This window comes from Roseovarius atlanticus, assembly GCF_001441615.1.
Classification (GTDB): Bacteria; Pseudomonadota; Alphaproteobacteria; order Rhodobacterales; family Rhodobacteraceae; genus Roseovarius; species Roseovarius atlanticus.
The window spans coordinates 39,875-56,514 of record NZ_LAXJ01000012.1 but is presented as its reverse complement, the minus strand read 5'-3'; the positions used below and the strand labels follow the sequence as shown (position 1 = coordinate 56,514).

The window sequence follows — 16,640 nt, the reverse complement described above, 5'->3', positions numbered from 1 at the left end:
TATGTTTAGCAATTGCGCCGGATCGCGCAAGCGCCACGGGAGGACGAAATGAGCGATCAGAAGATTTCCCTCAATGACCGGCTGGACCTGTCCAAATCGCAGATCCTGCTGAACGGCACGCAGGCGCTGGTGCGGCTGATGCTGATGCAGGCCGCACGGGACCGCGCCGAAGGGCACAACACCGCCGGGTACGTGACGGGCTATCGCGGCTCGCCCCTGGGGGCCGTGGACTTGCAGATGGCGCGCGCGGAAAAGGTGCTGGCCGAGGCGAACGTGACCTTTCAGCCGGGGCTGAACGAGGATCTGGCGGCGACGGCGCTGTGGGGCACGCAACAGGCGCAGCTGCGCGGCGAAGGAAAACATGATGGCGTTTTCGGCCTGTGGTACGGCAAGGGGCCGGGGGTGGACCGCTCGGGCGACGTGATGCGCCACGCGAACATGGCCGGGACCGCGCCCTTGGGCGGCGTGTTGATGGCCATGGGGGATGATCATACTGGCGAAAGCTCGACCGTGTGTCACCAGTCGGACTGGGCGCTGGTGGATGCCTACATGCCGGTGCTGTCGCCGGCGGGGGTGCAGGAGATCCTGGACTTTGGCCTCTATGGCTTTGCGCTGTCGCGCTTTGCGGGCGTCTGGGCCGGGCTGAAGACGATGAAGGACACGGTGGAGGTGACCAGCGTCGTCGATGGCAGCCTCGACCGGATGAATTTCGTGTTGCCGGAGTTCGACATGCCGGATGGGGGCCTGAGCATCCGGCTGGGGGATCATTGGATCGCGCAGGAAGCGCGGATGATCGACCACAAGAGGTACGCCGCCGAAGCCTTTGCACACGCAAACAAAATTGACAAACGGGTGTGGGGCAAGCCGGGCGCGAAGATCGGGTTTGTGGCCGCCGGCAAGAACTGGCTGGACCTGACTCATGCGCTGGACATGCTGGGGATCGACGCCGCCGAGGCCGAGCGGCTGGGGCTGACGACCTACAAGGTGGGCCAGACCTTCCCGATGGACATGAAGGGCTTTCACGATTGGGCCGAGGAGCTGGACCTGATCGTGGTGGTCGAGGAAAAGCGCAAGCTGATCGAGATCCAGATCAAGGAAGCGATTTTCGACGACCGGCAGGGGCGGCGCGTCTATGGCTGGTACAAGGGCGGTGCGGGCGGCCTGCATTCCGAGGAGCTGTTCCCGACGCGCATGGCGCTGGACCCGGTGATGGTGGCCGAGAAGATCGGCACGATCCTGGTGGAGGAAGGTCGCGGCACGGATCGCGTGAAGGCCGGCCTGCAACTGATTGACGAAGCGAAGAAATCGGACAATGCCGAGGAGCTGGCGGCGCGGCTGCCGTATTTCTGCGCCGGGTGTCCGCACAACACCTCGACCAAGGTGCCCGAGGGCGGGCGCGCCTATGCCGGGATCGGGTGTCACATCATGTCGCTGTGGATGGATCGCGAGACCAGCGGGTTCACCCACATGGGTGCGGAAGGGGCCAACTGGATCGGCGAGGCGCCGTTTTCGAACCGCGAACATGTGTTCCAGAATCTTGGGGATGGCACCTACAACCATTCTGGCGTTCTGGCCATTCGCGCGGCGTTGGCTGCGGGTGTGAACATCACCTACAAGATCCTCTACAACGACGCGGTCGCCATGACCGGCGGGCAGACCAACGAGGGCGGGCTGGGCCCCGACCGGATCGCGCGCGAGCTGCAGTCGATGGGCGTGCAGCACATCGCGGTGGTCTATGACGAGAAGGAAGAGCCGGAGAAGTCGCACTTCCCGTCCGGCATCGGCTGGCGCGAGCGGGCCGAGATGATGCAGGTGCAGGAGAAGTTTCAGGAAATCAAGGGCGTATCTGCCATAATTTACGTACAGACCTGCGCCGCCGAGAAGCGCCGTCGCCGCAAGCGCGGCAAATTTCCGGATCCCGACAAGCGCGTGTTCATCAACACCGACATTTGCGAAGGCTGCGGCGATTGCGGGGTGCAGTCGAACTGTGTCGCCATCGTGCCGAAGGAAACCGAACTGGGCCGCAAGCGGGCCATCGACCAGTCGAGCTGCAATAAGGATTTTTCCTGCCTCAAGGGGTTTTGCCCGTCCTTCGTGACGCTGGAAGGGGCGAAGATCCGCAAGGAAGCCTCAGCCGATCTGGACCTGCCGGACCTGCCCGAGCCCGCGCTGCCCAGGATCGACGGCACGTATAACGTGGTGATCACCGGCGTCGGCGGCACGGGCGTGGTGACCATCGGCGCGGTCATGGCGCAGGCGGCGCAGATCGACGGCAAGGGCGCGGGCATGATGGAAATGGCCGGTCTGGCGCAGAAGGGCGGCGCGGTGCATATCCATTGCCGGATTGCCGAGAAGCCGGGCGATATCAGTGCGATACGAGTCGCCACGGGCGAGGCGGATGCGCTGATTGGCGGTGACCTGGTGGTCAGCGCCGGGGCCAAGACGCTGGGCCTGACTCGGATGGGGCGCACGGGTGGCGTGGTCAACAGCCACGAGATCATGACCGGCGATTTCACCCGCGACACCGAATTCACGCTGCCGACCGACCAGCTGGCGCTGTCGCTGAAGGCGCGGATGCAGGATGACGTGGTGCTGTTCGACGCCAGCGAACTGGCGCGGGTGGCGATGGGCGACGCGATCTTTTCCAACATGATCATCTTTGGCGCGGCATGGCAGCGGGGCCTCGTGCCCTTGTCTAAGGCCTCGATCGATGCTGCCATCGAGCTGAACGGGGCCGCGGTGGAGCGGAACCTGCGCGCCTTCGAAATTGGGCGATGGGCCGCCGTGCACCCCGAGGAGGCGGACCGCATGGTGACGCCGAACGTGGTGCAGAAACCCAAATCGCTGGAGGAGAAGATCGCCTTCCGCGCCGATCACCTGGTCGGATATCAGTCCAAGCGGCTGGCCAAGCGGTATCGCAAGCTGGTGGACGGGATCGAGAACGAGCAAGTGCGCGAAGCGGTGGCGATGGGCTATCACAAGCTCTTGAGCTACAAGGACGAATACGAGGTCGCGCGCCTGCTGATCCAGAGCCGGAAGAAGGCCGAGGAGGAGTTCGCGGGTGATTTCGACATGACCTTTCACCTGGCGCCGCCGATCCTGAGCAAGACCGGCCCGGACGGTAGGCCCAAGAAGCGGCAATTCGGCGCCTGGATGGAAAAGCCGATGCGCCTGATGGCGAAGTTCAAGGGCTTGCGCGGCACGCCGCTGGACATCTTCGGCTATAGCGAGGAGCGGCGGATGGAACGCGCGCTGATCCGCGAGTACGAGGCGGACATGGCGCAGGTGCTGCCTAAGCTGGAGGGCAGGACGCAGGACGCCATCGTGGCGCTGGCCGAACTGCCGTTGCAGATTCGCGGCTTCGGTCCGGTGAAGATGGCGAACGCGCAGAAGGCGGCCAAGCAGCGCGAGCATCTGTTGCAGGTGATCCGCGAAGGCGGGCAGGACGTGGCGCGCGCGGCACAGTAGGCCGCCCGCGCCTTTGTTACCCAAATTTCATCGCCCTGTTACGTGGCGGGGCGATGTAGATGGATGCACGCGAATCGAGACGGACGGTAACATGCGCCTGGAACGCCACGTGGCCCGTGACATCAGCTATGCCTACTCGGCGCAGACCCGCGGGGGCCGCGCCATGATCCGCACGATGGAAAACCTGACGGGCCGTATCCGGCTGATCAAGCGGGCGGCGGGCTATGAGCAGGAGGTCGCGGCGGGCCGGGATTTCTGGCAGGTGATGGTGGAACGCTATGGCCTGACGCTGGACGTTGTGGGCGGAAGCCTGGACAGCATCCCGCGCAAGGGGCCGTTGATCCTGATCGCGAACCACCCGTATGGCATTTTGGATGGTCTGATGATGGGCCATATCCTGAGCCAGACGCGGGGCGATTTCCGCATCCTTGCGCACCAGATCTTTCGCAAGGCTGAGGATCTGAACCGCGTGATCCTGCCGATCAGCTTCGACGAGACGAAAGAGGCTGTCGCGCTGAATGTCGAGACGCGCAAGACGGCGCTGAACTATCTGAAGGGCGGGGGCGCCATCGGGATTTTCCCCGGCGGGACGGTCAGCACGGCGGCCAAACCCTTTGCCCAGCCGCTCGACCCCGGCTGGCGCGGGTTCACGGCGCGGATGGTGGCGAAATCGGATGCGACTGTGGTGCCGATTTTCTTCGAAGGGCATACCAGCCGTTTGTTCCAGCTGGCCAGTCACCTGCATTACACCCTGCGCATGGGCTTGCTGATCAAGGAGTTCAGCAAGCGCGTGGACACACGCGTGCAGGTCGTGGTGGGCCAGCCCATCGCGCAGGACGAATTGCGCGCCCGGGCCGGCGACACGAAATCCATGATGGCGTTTCTGCGGCACAAGACGTATGAGCTTAGCACGCGTCCGGTGAACCCGGACGAGATTGGCTTCGAATACGACTAGGGGCGCGGGCAGCGCGGTTGACATGGCAGTTGGGATTTTCGACAGCGGGCTTGGCGGCCTGACGGTTCTGAGCGCCGTGGAGGCGCGGCTGCCCGATGTGGCGCTGGTCTATCTGGGCGACAACGCCAACGCGCCTTACGGCGTGCGCGATCCTGACGATATATTCACTCGCACCAAGGCGCATGTGCAGCGGCTGTGGCATGACGAGGACTGCAACCTGGTGATCCTGGCCTGCAACACCGCGTCCGCCGCCGCGCTGCGCCGGATGCAGGAGGAAGGCGTGCCGAAGGGCAAGCGCGTGCTGGGCGTCTTCGTGCCGCTGATCGAGGCGCTGACCGAGCGGCAATGGGGCGACAACTCTCCCCCGCGCGAGGTGGCGGTGAAGCACGCGGCGCTGTTCGCCACGCCCACGACCGTCAGCAGCAGGGCCTTTCAGCGCGAACTGGCGTTCCGGGCCATCGGCGTGGATGTCGAGGCGCAGGCCTGTGGCGGCGTGGTGGATGCCATCGAGGACGGCGACATGATTTTGGCCGAGGCGCTGGTGCGCAGCCATGTGGATGCGCTGAAGCGTAAGATGCCCAATCCGCAGGCCGCCGTTCTGGGCTGCACGCATTACCCGCTGGTCGAAGACGTGTTCCAGGCGGCATTGGGGCCGGAGGTGCAGGTCTATTCGCAGCCGCAACTGGTGGCGGCGAGCCTGGCCGATTACCTGGAGCGGCACCCCGAAATGGCGACCGGAGGCGAGGGCGTGCGTTTTTTGACCACGGGCGACCCCAAGCGCACCTCGGACCGGGCGACGCAGTTCCTGCGACGAGGGATCACGTTTCACGCCGCCTGAGGCCAGCGCGTCGCATTGCGGGCGCGCGCAATCTTCCTTACAAGACTGATAACTGATGAAAGAGGTCTGACATGACCCATAAAATCGCCATTCTGGGCGCTTCGGGCTATACCGGCGCCGAACTTGTCCGGCTGATCGCCACCCATCCCGGGCTGGAGATTGCCGCGCTGTCGGCCAATTCCAAGGCCGGGCAGACCATGGCGCAGGCGTTTCCGCATCTGCGGCACCTCGATCTGCCGACGCTGGTGACGATCGACGAGATCGACTTTTCCGGGATCGACCTGTGCTTTTGCGCCCTGCCGCACAAGACCAGCCAGGAGGTCATCGCGGCGCTGCCCACGGATCTGAAGATCGTGGATCTGAGCGCGGATTTCAGGCTGCGCGATCCGGACGCTTACGAGAAATGGTACGGCAACGCGCACGCCGCCGTCGAGATGCAGAAAGAGGCGGTCTATGGCCTGACCGAGTTCTACCGCGACGCCATCCGGGGCGCGCGGCTGGTGGCCGGAACGGGATGCAATGCCGCGACCGGGCAATATATCCTGCGGCCCTTGATCCAGGCGGGGGTGATCGACCTCGACGAGATCATCCTCGATCTGAAATGCGGGGTTTCGGGGGCAGGGCGGTCGCTCAAGGAAAACCTGCTGCATGCGGAGCTGTCCGAAGGGTATCACGCCTATGCCCTGGGGGGCACGCACCGGCACCTGGGCGAGTTCGATCAGGAGTTCTCGGAGATTGCGGGGCGGGACGTGCGCATCCAGTTCACGCCGCATCTGATCCCGGCGAACCGGGGGATTCTGGCGACGGGATATGTGAAGGGTGAGGCCAAGGCCGTTTACGAGACGCTTTTCAATACTTACGCGGACGAGCCTTTCATCGAGGTTCTGCCCTATGGTGAAGGGCCCAGCACGCGGCATGTGCGGGGCAGCAATTTCTGCCATATCGGCGTGGTGGCGGACCGCATCGACGGGCGGGCCATCGTGGTCGCCGCACTCGACAACCTGTGCAAGGGGTCGAGCGGGCAGGCTTTGCAGAATGCCAACCTGATGCTAGGTATCGACGAGACCACGGGGCTGATGCTGGCGCCGGTGTTTCCATGAGTTTCCCTGAGGAGGACGGGGTAGCGCGATGAAATCATTGAAAAAACAAAGGCGTGTGCAGATCATTGCCGTGACGGCCATTGCGCTGGTGCTGGCCACGGGGCTGATCGGCTATGCCATGCGCGACGGCATCAACTTCTTCCGCTCGCCAAGCCAGGTGATGGCCGAACCGCCCGCACCCTCGGAAACGTTCCGCATCGGCGGGCTGGTTGAGGAAGGCACGCTGAGGCGCGGCGAGGGCGAGACTGTGACCTTCAGCGTGACCGATGGCGGCGCGTCGGTGCCGGTGCGCTATACCGGGGTTCTGCCGGATCTTTTCGGAGAGAACGAGGGCATGGTGGGCTTGGGCCGCTATGAGGACGGGGTCTTTACCGCGACCGAGATCCTGGCCAAGCATGACGAGGAATACATGCCGAAAGAGGTGGTCGACGCGCTGAAGGAACAGGGCGTCTACCAGGAACCGGACGGTAGCTAGACCCCGCGTTAACCATTCCTGACCACCCTTGCCGGCGAGTTGACATCGCTGGCCAAGGGGGCGCGGAATGCAGACTGTCTCGGAGATCGCAAAGGATATCCTGGCGCGGGAAGGCGGGTTCGTGAACGACCCCAACGACCCCGGCGGGGCCACCAACCATGGCGTGACCATCCACACGATGCGGCGGCTGGGGCTGGACCTGGACCGCGACGGGGATGTGGACGTGGCCGATGTGCGCCGGCTGAGCCGCGCACAGGCGCAGGATATTTTCATCGACCATTACTACCACCGGCCCGGCATCGCCCGCCTGCCGCAGGTTTTGCAGGCCAGCGTGTTCGACATGTACGTGAATGCCGGGGCCAATGCGGTGAAGATCCTGCAACGGCTGTTGCGGCAGATGGGGCACGAGGTGGCGGTGGACGGCATCATCGGCCCGCAGACCATCGAGGCGGCCGAGCTGGCCCATGGCGTGGCGCCGCTGCATATCGCGGATGCCTACGGGATCGCGCGGCGGAATTACTATTTCCGGCTGGCCGATCAGCGCCCCGCGTCGCGCAAATACGCGCGCACCCGGGCGGGCGGAAAGGGCGGCTGGATCCGGCGGGCCGAGGCGTTCATCTCGCCCCGCTATCACCTGACGCCGACGGAATTTCGGGACCGGGTGGCGAAATGGGACTGATCCAGACATTCCTGAGCTTGGTCTTCGGCGGCGGGCGCAATGCCGTGGTCGAGACGGCGGAGGCGTTCCGGGTGAATGCCGAGAAATCGGATGAACGCGCGGCGGAGTTGCAGGGCGCGGCGCTGGCGCAGCTGGCGGCGGAGTTCAAGGCCGAGCGCAAGGGCTGGTACGACCGGTTCATCGACGGGCTGAACCGGGTGCCGCGCCCGGCAATGGCGCTTGGCACGCTGGGTCTGTTCGTGGCCGCGATGGTGGACCCGATCTGGTTTTCCGAGCGGATGCAGGGGATCGCGCTGGTGCCCGAGCCGCTGTGGTGGCTGTTGGGGGCGATTGTCAGCTTTTACTTCGGGGCGCGGCATCAGGCGAAGGGGCAGGAATTTCACCGCTCCATCGCTGCCACGATGGCCCGCACGCCGCAGGTGGTGGGCAACCTGAAATCCCTGCGCGCGCTGGAGGCGGGCAGCGCGGGCGTGGCCGATACCGGGCATGACGCGGGGCTGAGCTTGCAGGTGCAGCAGGCGGACAGCGAGCCCAATGCGGCCCTGCGGGAGTGGCAGGACGCTAGCCACGGGCGATAAGAGCGCGCGGGCGCGTGGCGCGAAGCACGGGGCCCGCCGCGTGTCCTCACCGTCATCCCCGGACTTGATCCGGTGATCTCTTGGCGGGGGAGGTCCCGGATCAAGTCCGGGACGATGTTGCGTATCTAGTCACCGGCGCGGAATCAAGGCGCTGCTTGCCGCGCCGCCGCGCCATCGCTGCCCCCCACCCAGGGGGCGGCGATTGGGCAGACGCGGGTACATTGCTTGAACGTTTTTCGGATTTGGCCGAGAAAAAGCTCTGCCGATGTGCCGTTGGATCGACACCCCGGGGGGCAGCGATGGCGCGGCGTATTCCCGCGACAATGTGATCACCCGTCGCACCCGAAATGGGTTGGAGACGAGGCCCGGGACGATTATAACCGGGCCATGATCACCGAGCTTGGACATTTCGCCCTCATCCTCGCCTTCTTCGTGGCGTGCTTTCAGTCGGTCGTGCCTCTGATCGGCGCGCATAAGCGATGGGCGGGGTGGATGGCGGTGGCCGAGCCCGCCGCGACGCTGCAATTCGTGCTGACGCTGGGCGCGTTCGGCGCGCTGATGTGGGCCTTCGTGACCTCTGATTTCTCGCTGGAGCTGGTGGTGGCCAACAGCCATTCGGCCAAGCCGCTGCTTTACAAGATCACCGGCGTCTGGGGGAACCACGAAGGCTCGATGCTGCTGTGGGTGCTGATCGTGACGCTTTTCGGGGCGTTCGCCGCGTGGTTCGGCGGCAACCTGCCGCCGACGCTGAAGGCGCGTGTGCTGTCGATTCAGGGCCTGATCGGGGTGGCGTTCTTTGCGTTTATCCTGTTCACCTCGAACCCGTTTCTGCGCATGGACGTGCCGCCTTTCGACGGGCGCGACCTCAATCCGCTGTTGCAGGACCCCGGGTTGGCGTTCCATCCGCCGTTCCTCTACCTCGGCTACGTGGGTCTTTCGATGACCTATTCCTTCGCGCTGGCCGCGTTGATCGAGGGCCGGGTCGATGCGGCCTGGGGCCGGTGGGTGCGGCCCTATACGCTGGCGGCGTGGATCTTCCTGACCATCGGCATCGCGCTTGGGTCCTGGTGGGCCTATTACGAGCTGGGCTGGGGCGGGTTCTGGTTCTGGGACCCGGTCGAAAACGCCAGCTTCATGCCGTGGCTCATTGCCGCCGCGCTGCTGCATTCGGCCATCGTGGTGGAAAAGCGCGAGTCGCTGAAAAGCTGGACCATCCTCTTGGCCATCATCGCCTTCGGGTTTTCGATGATCGGCGCGTTCATCACCCGCTCGGGCGTGCTGACCTCGGTTCATGCCTTTGCCACGGACCCCGAACGCGGCGTGTTCCTGCTGATGATCACCGGCTTTTTCATGATGCTGGGCCTGACACTGTTCGCCGCGCGGGCGGGCGCGATGCAGGCCAAGGGGGTCTTTGGCCTGATGAGCCGCGAGACGATGCTGGTGGCCAACAACGTGCTCTTGGGCGTGTCGGCCTTTGTCATCTTCGTGGGCACGATCTGGCCGCTGATCTCGGAACTCATGTTCGACCGCAAGCTGAGCGTCGGCGAGCCGTTCTTCAACATGGCCTTCACGCCGTTCATGGTGGTTCTGGGCCTGATCCTGCCGGTGGGCGCGATGCTGCCGTGGAAGCGGGGCAATTTGGGCCGCGTGGTGAAGCCGCTGGCGGGGGCGTTCGCGCTGGCCGTGGCCGTGGGCGCGCTGGCGTTTGCGATGCAGACGGAACGCAGCGCGCTTGGCCCGGTGGGCCTGTTCCTCGCGGCCTGGCTGGTGTCGGGCGCGGCGGTCGATCTGTGGAGCCGGACGGGACGGGGCGGGGGCCGCCTGTCGCGGCTGACGCGCCTGCCGCGCGCCGACTGGGGCAAGGCCGTGGCCCATGCGGGCTTTGGCATCACCATCGCGGGCATCGCCGGGATGCTGGCCTGGGAGGCCGAGGATATCCGCGTGGCGCAGGTGGGCGACAGCTTTGACGTGTCGGGACTGACCATCACGCTCGACGACGTGCGCGAGGTGGAGGGGCCGAACTACCTGTCGACTATGGCGGATGTGACCCTGTCGAAGGGCGGCTCCGAGATCAGCCGGCTGACCCCGGAAAAGCGCATCTACCCGGTGGCCGGGATGCCAACGACCGAGGCCGCGATCGACAACGGCTTTCTGCGCGACGTCTATGTCGTGATCGGCGACGAGCAGGCGGCGGGCGGCTGGGCCGTGCGGACCTATTACAAGCCCCTGGCGAACTGGATCTGGGGCGGCGCGATCCTGATGGCGATCGGCGGTGCGCTGTCGCTTTCGGATCGGCGTTACCGCGTGGCAGCCGGCGCGCGCAAGACCCGCGCCGTGGGGGTGCCGGCGGAATGAAGCGGCTTGTGCTGATCCTGTGCCTTCTGGCCTCGCCGCTCTGGGCGGTGCAGCCGGACGAGATCCTGGACGATCCGGCGCTGGAGGAGCGCGCGCGGGAGATATCCTCCGGCCTGCGCTGTCTGGTCTGCCGCAACGAGAGCATCGACGATTCCAATGCTGACCTGGCCCGCGATCTGCGCCTGTTGGTGCGCGAGCGGCTGGTGGCCGGCGACAGCGACGAAGAGGTCGTGGACTTCGTCGTGGACCGGTACGGCGAATACGTGCTGCTGAACCCGGTGGCCAGCGGCAGCAACCTTGTGCTGTGGCTGGCGGGGCCGGTGATGCTGATCCTCGGCGGGCTCTTGGCGGCGGTCTATATCCGGGGGCGCGCGAACTCGAAACCCGAGGGCGAGGCGGGGCTGAGCGCCGCCGAAGAGGCGCGGCTGCGCGAAATCATGAAGGACTGACGCGCCGTCGCGCGTTGCATTTCCGGGCCGCGCGGGGTTGATTGGCGTCAGACGCCAGATGGAGGCCCGCCCGATGACACGTTACGAGACCCTGACATACGACCTGAAAGACGACATCGCCGTGCTGCGGATGAACCGCGCCGACAAGATGAACGCGCTCAACACACAGATGCGGGCCGAAATCACCGACGCGGTTCAGCGTGCCGGGCGCGAGGCGCGGGTGGTGGTGCTGACCGGCAATGGCAAGGCGTTCTGCTCGGGGCAGGACCTGTCGGACAACGGAACGGCGGCGGCGCTGGACGTGGAGCGCGTGTTGCGCGACGAGTACGAGCCGATGCTGCGGATGATCTCGGACTGTCCGGTGCCGACGATTGCGGCCGTGAACGGCCCCGCGGCGGGGGCGGGGGCGAACCTGGCGCTGGCCTTCGACGTGGTGATCGCCACGGAAAGCGCCTATTTCCTGCAGGCCTTTGCGCGGATCGGGCTGATCCCGGATGCGGGCGGCACCTATTGGATGCCGCGGCAGGTGGGCGCGGCCAAGGCGATGGGCGCGGCGCTGTTCGCCGAGCCGATTTCGGCGCGGCAGGCGGATGCCTGGGGCCTCATATGGGAGGCGGTCGAGGATGACGCGTTCGAGCTGCACTGGCAGACGCGGGCGGCGCACCTGGCCAAGGGGCCGACGGCGGCCTATGGCGGGATCAAGCGCGCGGTGCGCGGCAGCTGGGAAAACGGCTTCGACAAGCAGCTGGACCTCGAGGCGCAGTTGCAAGGCGAATGCGGTCGGACACGGGATTTCCAGGAAGGCGTGACCGCCTTCCTGGACAAGCGCAAGCCGGAATACGAAGGGCGCTGATCAGTCGGCGAGCTCGATTAGTTCCACGTCGCTGAGCAGGAAAGACCCGCCAAGCCCGGCCAGGATGACGGCGGGGGCGCCGTCGAGGCTGACCACGGCGTCGCCGCCCACATCCGTCAGGCTGAGGTCCGGGGGCTCGCTGCCTTCGTAGGTCAGCACAAGCAGCTCCTCGTTCACTTCGAAATCCGTGATGGTGGCTGGGTTGCCCGCCAGAAGAGGGCTGCCGCCGATGAAAAGGTCAAAGCCGTAGCCGCCGGACACCGTGTCGTCCTGGCCGAAGATCATGGCATCGCTGCCGGCGCCGCCATCGACCTCGTCGCCTTGGGTGTCTTCATCTTGGGTCAGGTCCAGGCCCGGCAGATCGTCGAGCGACGCCGTCACGCCATTTTCAAAATCACGGGCCGCGGTGCGGACCGCGTCGATGAAAGCGGTCTGATCGGTCAGGCCGGTGGACAGGATCAAGTCGTCGCCGGTGTCCCCGCGCAAGGTGTCGGCGCCGTCGCTGTCGATCAGGATATCGTCGTCGGCCCCGCCGCGCAGGAAGTCGTTGCCGGCATTGCCCGCGATCACGTCCTGCCCGGCTTCGCCGAACAACCGGTCGTCGCCATCGCCGCCATCGATGATGTCGCCATCCGCGCCGCCACGCGCCACGTCATCGCCGCCTTCGGCGTCGATGAAATCAATGGCATCCGTACCAACAATCGAATCGGCGCCCGCCGTACCTGTGATCGGGTTGATCCCGTCGGTCGGCAGGGGATCGGGGCCACCGGTTTCCGGCTCTTCGGGCAGGGGGCCGGGGCCGCCGGTTTCGGGCTCTTCCTCGCCCGGCGTGTCCGGTGCACGCGCGTTGTCGTCGTCATCATCGTCAAGAAGGTCGATGGCCAGCGCGGCCGTCGCACCGATGCCCAGAAGACTGAGCAGAACTATACCAAGCATGAAAGAATTCCCCAGGAGACTCACACGCTTGCAGAATACTGCCGCGTTTGTATCCGGTCCTGAACATTCGCGCGCGAGGGTCGAATTTCATCATCAGATGGCGATTCCGGCCCTGCATTGTCGCCGCTCCGGGAACAATAAACTGAAAAACCAGGAAGTGTTCCAACGCTCGGTCTGGGGCGGCCCGACCGGTTAGGCGGTGTAGCGCCCGACGGCGACGTTGCGCAGCGAAAATTCAGGGCTGGCGTCGCGCAGCACGGCGATCGAACGGCCATCGGCCAGGATCGTGGTCACGCCCGTGGTCTCGTTGCGCTCGACCGAGAGTTCGGGTGCATCGCCATCGCGATCATAGACAAAGGTGATGATGTCCTCGGCGGCGTCGAAATCGGCGATCTCGACCGGGGCGTCGCCCTCGATCCAGTCGCCCAGGGCGAATTCGTCGTCGCCCGGCCCGCCGGTGACGGTGTCGTCAGAGCCGGCCACCACCGTGTCGTCGCCATCGCCCAGGTCGATCACGTCGCCCGCGTCGGAGGTGGCGGGCAGGTCATAGGCGAAGCTGATGCTGAAAATATCCGTGGCCGTGGCGGCTGAGGCGCGCAGGGCCGCCTCGTCGACGATATTGGCCGCCTCGACAAAATCGTTGCCGGTGCCCGACTGCACCACGTCGGCGCCGTCACCGGGAAGGATGACGTCGCCGCCCGCACCGCCCGACAGCGTGTCGTCGCCGTCAAGGCCCAGGAGCCAGTCGCCACCGCGCTCGCCGGTCAGCGCCTCGGCACTGTCGGTGCCCAGGATCAGGTCGTCGCCGGGCTTGACCTGGCCCGTCGCATCAGGGTCCGCCCCATCCGGATCGGCATCGGCGGCGTTGCGGTTGCCCGCGTCCTGTTCGACCTCCGGCAGGTCGAGCCCGCCGAGGCCGACAAGCCCCGCCATGGCACCGCCCACAAGTAACAGAATGCCCATAATGGCCATATCGCGCCCTCGCTAACCCCAGTTCCGGGCATCTTGGGCCAGAGGACTGAACAGCCGGTAAATCCGCACTGAGACAGGCGCACGCTTTCCAATAAAATTTTAAAGATCAGCGGCGGGCAGCTGTGCCGCAACGAAAAACGCCCCGCATCGGCGGGGCGTTGTCGCATTGGTGTTCCGGGCTCAGCGGTTTTCCATATCCACGTAGTCGCGCAGCGTCTCGCCCTTGTAGAGCTGGCGCGGGCGGCCGATTTTCAGCTGCGGATCGCCGATCATTTCCTTCCACTGGGAAATCCAGCCGACCGTGCGGCTGAGCGCGAAGATGGGCGTGAACATCGACGTCGGGAAGCCCATCGCCTCGAGGATGATGCCCGAGTAGAAATCGACGTTCGGGAACAGCTTCTTCTCGGTGAAGTAGGAGTCTTCCAGCGCCTGTTTCTCAAGCTCCTTGGCGACCTGAAGCGTCGGGTTGTTCTCGATGCCCAGAAGGTCCAGCACCTCGTCGGCGGATTGCTTCATCACCTTGGCGCGCGGATCGAAGTTCTTGTAGACACGGTGGCCGAAGCCCATCAGGCGGAAAGGATCGTCCTTGTCCTTGGCGCGCTTGATGAATTCCGGGATGCGGTCGGGCGTGCCGATTTCCTGAAGCATTTCCAGGCAGGCCTGGTTGGCGCCGCCATGGGCCGGACCCCAGAGGCAGGCGATGCCCGCCGCGACACAGGCAAACGGGTTGGCGCCCGACGAGGACGCAAGCCGCACCGTGGAGGTCGAGGCGTTCTGCTCGTGGTCGGCATGGAGCGTGAAGATGCGGTCCATGGCGCGCGAAAGGATCGGGTTGACCTCGTAATCCTCGGCCGGGACGGCAAAGCACATGCGCAGGAAGTTCGAGGCATAGTCGAGCTCGTTGCGCGGGTACACGAAGGGCTGGCCCAGCGTGTATTTATAGGCCATCGACGCGATGGTGGGCATCTTGGCGATCAGTCGGATCGTCGCAACCTCGCGCTGCCACGGGTCCGAGATGTCGGTGCTGTCGTGGTAGAAGGCCGACAGCGCACCGACCACGCCGACCATGATGGCCATCGGGTGCGCGTCACGGCGATAGCCGCGGAACAGGAACTGCATCTGTTCGTGCAGCATGGTGTGGTTGGTCACGCGGGATTCGAAGTCTTCCAGCTGCGCGGCAGAGGGCAGCTCGCCGTAGAGCAACAGATAGCACACTTCGAGATAGTGGGATTTCTCGGCCAGCTGGTCGATCGGGTAGCCGCGATGCAGAAGCTCGCCCTTGCCGCCGTCGATATAGGTGATCGTGCTGTCGCAGCTGGCGGTCGAGGTGAAGCCGGGATCATAGGTGAACACGCCCGCCTGCGCGTAAAGCTTGCGGATGTCGATCACGTCCGGGCCGGCGGTGGGCGAATAGATCGGAAGCTCGTACTCGGTGCCTTCGATCGTCAGTTTTGCAGTTTTGGTACTGTCTGCCATCAGGATCTCCCTCGTCATGCCGCGGCGCATGGCGCACCTTGGCTGCATATTCCAGCACGCCTTACGAGCGGGTTAACCGCTCTGCGAGGCAGCATCATTCAGTCGGGCGAGGGATTCCTCCCGGCCCAGGACCAGCATCATGTCAAACACGCTCGGTGTTGCCGCCCGACCGGCCAGTGCGGCCCGCATCGGGCCGGCCAGCTTGCCGAACTTGAGTTCCTTGGAGGCCGCGAACGCGTTCGCCGCCTCTTCCAGATCGTTGCGCGACCAGTTAGCATTTTGCAAGTGCGGCGTCAATTCGCGCAGTATACCACGGGATACATCGTCTAGCTGCGCGGCGGCTTTCTCGTCCGGCTCGACAGGGCGGTCTGTCAGAATAAACTGTGCCTTGTCAAGCAGTTCCGGGAAGGTCTTGGCGCGCTCTTTCAGGCAGTACATGCCGTCCAGCATCAGCGCCTGTTTCGGCTCAGACAAGGGCGCGGATGCCGTCGCGTCAAGAAAACCGTTCAGTTCATGCAGCAGTGCAGCATCGTCGCTGGCGGCGATGTGCTGCCCGCACAGATTTTCCAGCTTCTTGAAGTCGAAGCGGGCCGGGGATTTGCCGATTCCGTCGAGGTCGAACCACGCCTTCGCCTGATCGTCGGTGAAAAACTCGTCGTCGCCGTGGCTCCATCCCAGTCGGGCGAGATAGTTGCGCATCCCCGCCGCCGGGTACCCCTGTTTCTGGTACTCATCAACGCCAAGCGCGCCGTGCCGCTTGCTCATCTTCTTGCCGTCGGGGCCGTGGATCAGCGGGATGTGGGCGTAGACGGGCAGGGGCCAGCCCATCGCGGTGTAAATCAACATCTGGCGGGCGGCGTTGTTGAGGTGGTCGTCGCCGCGGATGACGTGGGTGACGCCCATGTCGTGGTCGTCCACCGCCACGGCCAGCATGTAGACCGGCGTGCCGTCAGAGCGCAGCAGGACCATGTCGTCCAGCTGATCGTTGCGGATGGTGACGTCGCCCTGCACGGTGTCGGCAATGGTGGTCGTGCCCTCCAGCGGGGCCTTGATGCGGATGACATAGGGCGCGTCGGGGTGCGTGGCGGGGTCGGCGTCGCGCCACGGGCTGCGGTAGAGGGTGGAGCGGCCCTCGGCCTTGGCCTGATCGCGGAAGGCCTGGATTTCTTCCTGCGTGGCAAAGCACTTGTAAGCCTGATCGTTGGCCAGCAACTCGTTCGCGACCTCTGCGTGGCGGTCGACGCGGGCGGCCTGGCTGACCGCTTCGCCGTCATGATCGAGGCCCAGCCACGCAAGCCCGTCCAATATCGCCTGCGTCGCCTCGGGGGTCGAGCGGGCGCGGTCGGTATCTTCGATGCGCAGAAGGAACGAGCCGCCGTGACGCCGCGCAAACAACCAGTTGAAAAGCGCCGTGCGCGCGCCGCCGATATGCAGGTATCCGGTCGGCGAAGGGGCAAATCGGGTGACAACTGGCTGCGACATGGGGCCGGTTAACCTTTCGGTAAG

At 65.2% G+C, this 16,640-nt stretch carries 14 protein-coding genes; 10 read left to right on the top strand and 4 right to left on the bottom strand.

Going from position 1 to position 16,640, the window contains the following annotated elements; genetic code table 11:
- Positions 1-48: 48 nt before the first annotated feature.
- The 10 genes from XM53_RS12755 (at position 49) to XM53_RS12710 (ending at position 11,750) form a co-directional block, all read left to right on the top strand.
- On the top strand, positions 49-3,468 hold the full coding sequence (locus XM53_RS12755) for an indolepyruvate ferredoxin oxidoreductase family protein (RefSeq protein ID WP_057793895.1): 3,420 nt from the start codon (positions 49-51) through the stop codon (positions 3,466-3,468).
- A gap of 91 nt (positions 3,469-3,559) precedes the next feature.
- Positions 3,560-4,423 (top strand): lysophospholipid acyltransferase family protein, encoded by an 864-nt coding sequence (locus XM53_RS12750; RefSeq protein ID WP_057793893.1) that lies wholly within the window; start codon positions 3,560-3,562, stop codon positions 4,421-4,423.
- A 22-nt stretch (positions 4,424-4,445) separates the two neighbouring features.
- Complete coding sequence (locus XM53_RS12745) at positions 4,446-5,261, top strand: glutamate racemase (RefSeq protein WP_057793891.1); 816 nt, start codon at positions 4,446-4,448, stop codon at positions 5,259-5,261.
- A 71-nt stretch (positions 5,262-5,332) separates the two neighbouring features.
- Positions 5,333-6,361: an N-acetyl-gamma-glutamyl-phosphate reductase gene (gene argC, locus XM53_RS12740; protein WP_057793889.1), complete on the top strand. Its 1,029-nt coding sequence runs from the start codon at positions 5,333-5,335 to the stop codon at positions 6,359-6,361.
- Positions 6,362-6,389: 28 nt separating this feature from the next.
- Entirely contained in the window at positions 6,390-6,836 is a 447-nt protein-coding gene (gene ccmE, locus XM53_RS12735; protein WP_057793887.1) for a cytochrome c maturation protein CcmE, read from the top strand.
- 67 nt (positions 6,837-6,903) lie between these two features.
- Complete coding sequence (locus XM53_RS12730; protein ID WP_057793885.1) at positions 6,904-7,515, top strand: holin-associated N-acetylmuramidase; 612 nt, start codon at positions 6,904-6,906, stop codon at positions 7,513-7,515.
- Positions 7,506-8,093 (top strand): holin family protein, encoded by a 588-nt coding sequence (locus XM53_RS12725; protein WP_201455417.1) that lies wholly within the window; start codon positions 7,506-7,508, stop codon positions 8,091-8,093. The genes XM53_RS12730 and XM53_RS12725 overlap by 10 nt, the downstream gene beginning before the upstream one ends.
- 387 nt (positions 8,094-8,480) lie before the next feature.
- Complete coding sequence (locus XM53_RS12720) at positions 8,481-10,448, top strand: heme lyase CcmF/NrfE family subunit (protein WP_057793883.1); 1,968 nt, start codon at positions 8,481-8,483, stop codon at positions 10,446-10,448.
- Positions 10,445-10,897 carry a cytochrome c-type biogenesis protein gene (locus tag XM53_RS12715; RefSeq protein ID WP_057793882.1) on the top strand — a complete coding sequence of 151 codons (453 nt, stop codon included), beginning with the start codon at positions 10,445-10,447 and terminating at the stop codon, positions 10,895-10,897. Before XM53_RS12720 ends, XM53_RS12715 begins: the two co-directional genes overlap by 4 nt.
- A 73-nt stretch (positions 10,898-10,970) precedes the next feature.
- Positions 10,971-11,750, top strand: coding sequence for an enoyl-CoA hydratase-related protein (locus tag XM53_RS12710; RefSeq protein ID WP_057793880.1), 780 nt, complete (start codon positions 10,971-10,973; stop codon positions 11,748-11,750).
- Here XM53_RS12710 and XM53_RS12705 read toward each other — a convergent pair whose 3' ends face one another.
- From XM53_RS12705 to gltX, 4 genes are all read right to left on the bottom strand, one after another.
- Positions 11,751-12,686, bottom strand: a complete 936-nt coding sequence (locus tag XM53_RS12705) for a calcium-binding protein (protein WP_057793878.1) — start codon at positions 12,684-12,686, stop codon at positions 11,751-11,753. It abuts the gene before it with no gap.
- A 192-nt stretch (positions 12,687-12,878) separates the two neighbouring features.
- Positions 12,879-13,658 (bottom strand): calcium-binding protein, encoded by a 780-nt coding sequence (locus tag XM53_RS12700; RefSeq protein ID WP_057793876.1) that lies wholly within the window; start codon positions 13,656-13,658, stop codon positions 12,879-12,881.
- Positions 13,659-13,838: 180 nt separating this feature from the next.
- Positions 13,839-15,134, bottom strand: coding sequence for a citrate synthase (gene gltA, locus XM53_RS12695; RefSeq protein ID WP_057794070.1), 1,296 nt, complete (start codon positions 15,132-15,134; stop codon positions 13,839-13,841).
- Positions 15,135-15,206: 72 nt separating this feature from the next.
- Complete coding sequence (gene gltX / locus XM53_RS12690; protein WP_057793874.1) at positions 15,207-16,616, bottom strand: glutamate--tRNA ligase; 1,410 nt, start codon at positions 16,614-16,616, stop codon at positions 15,207-15,209.
- Positions 16,617-16,640 lie beyond the last annotated feature (24 nt).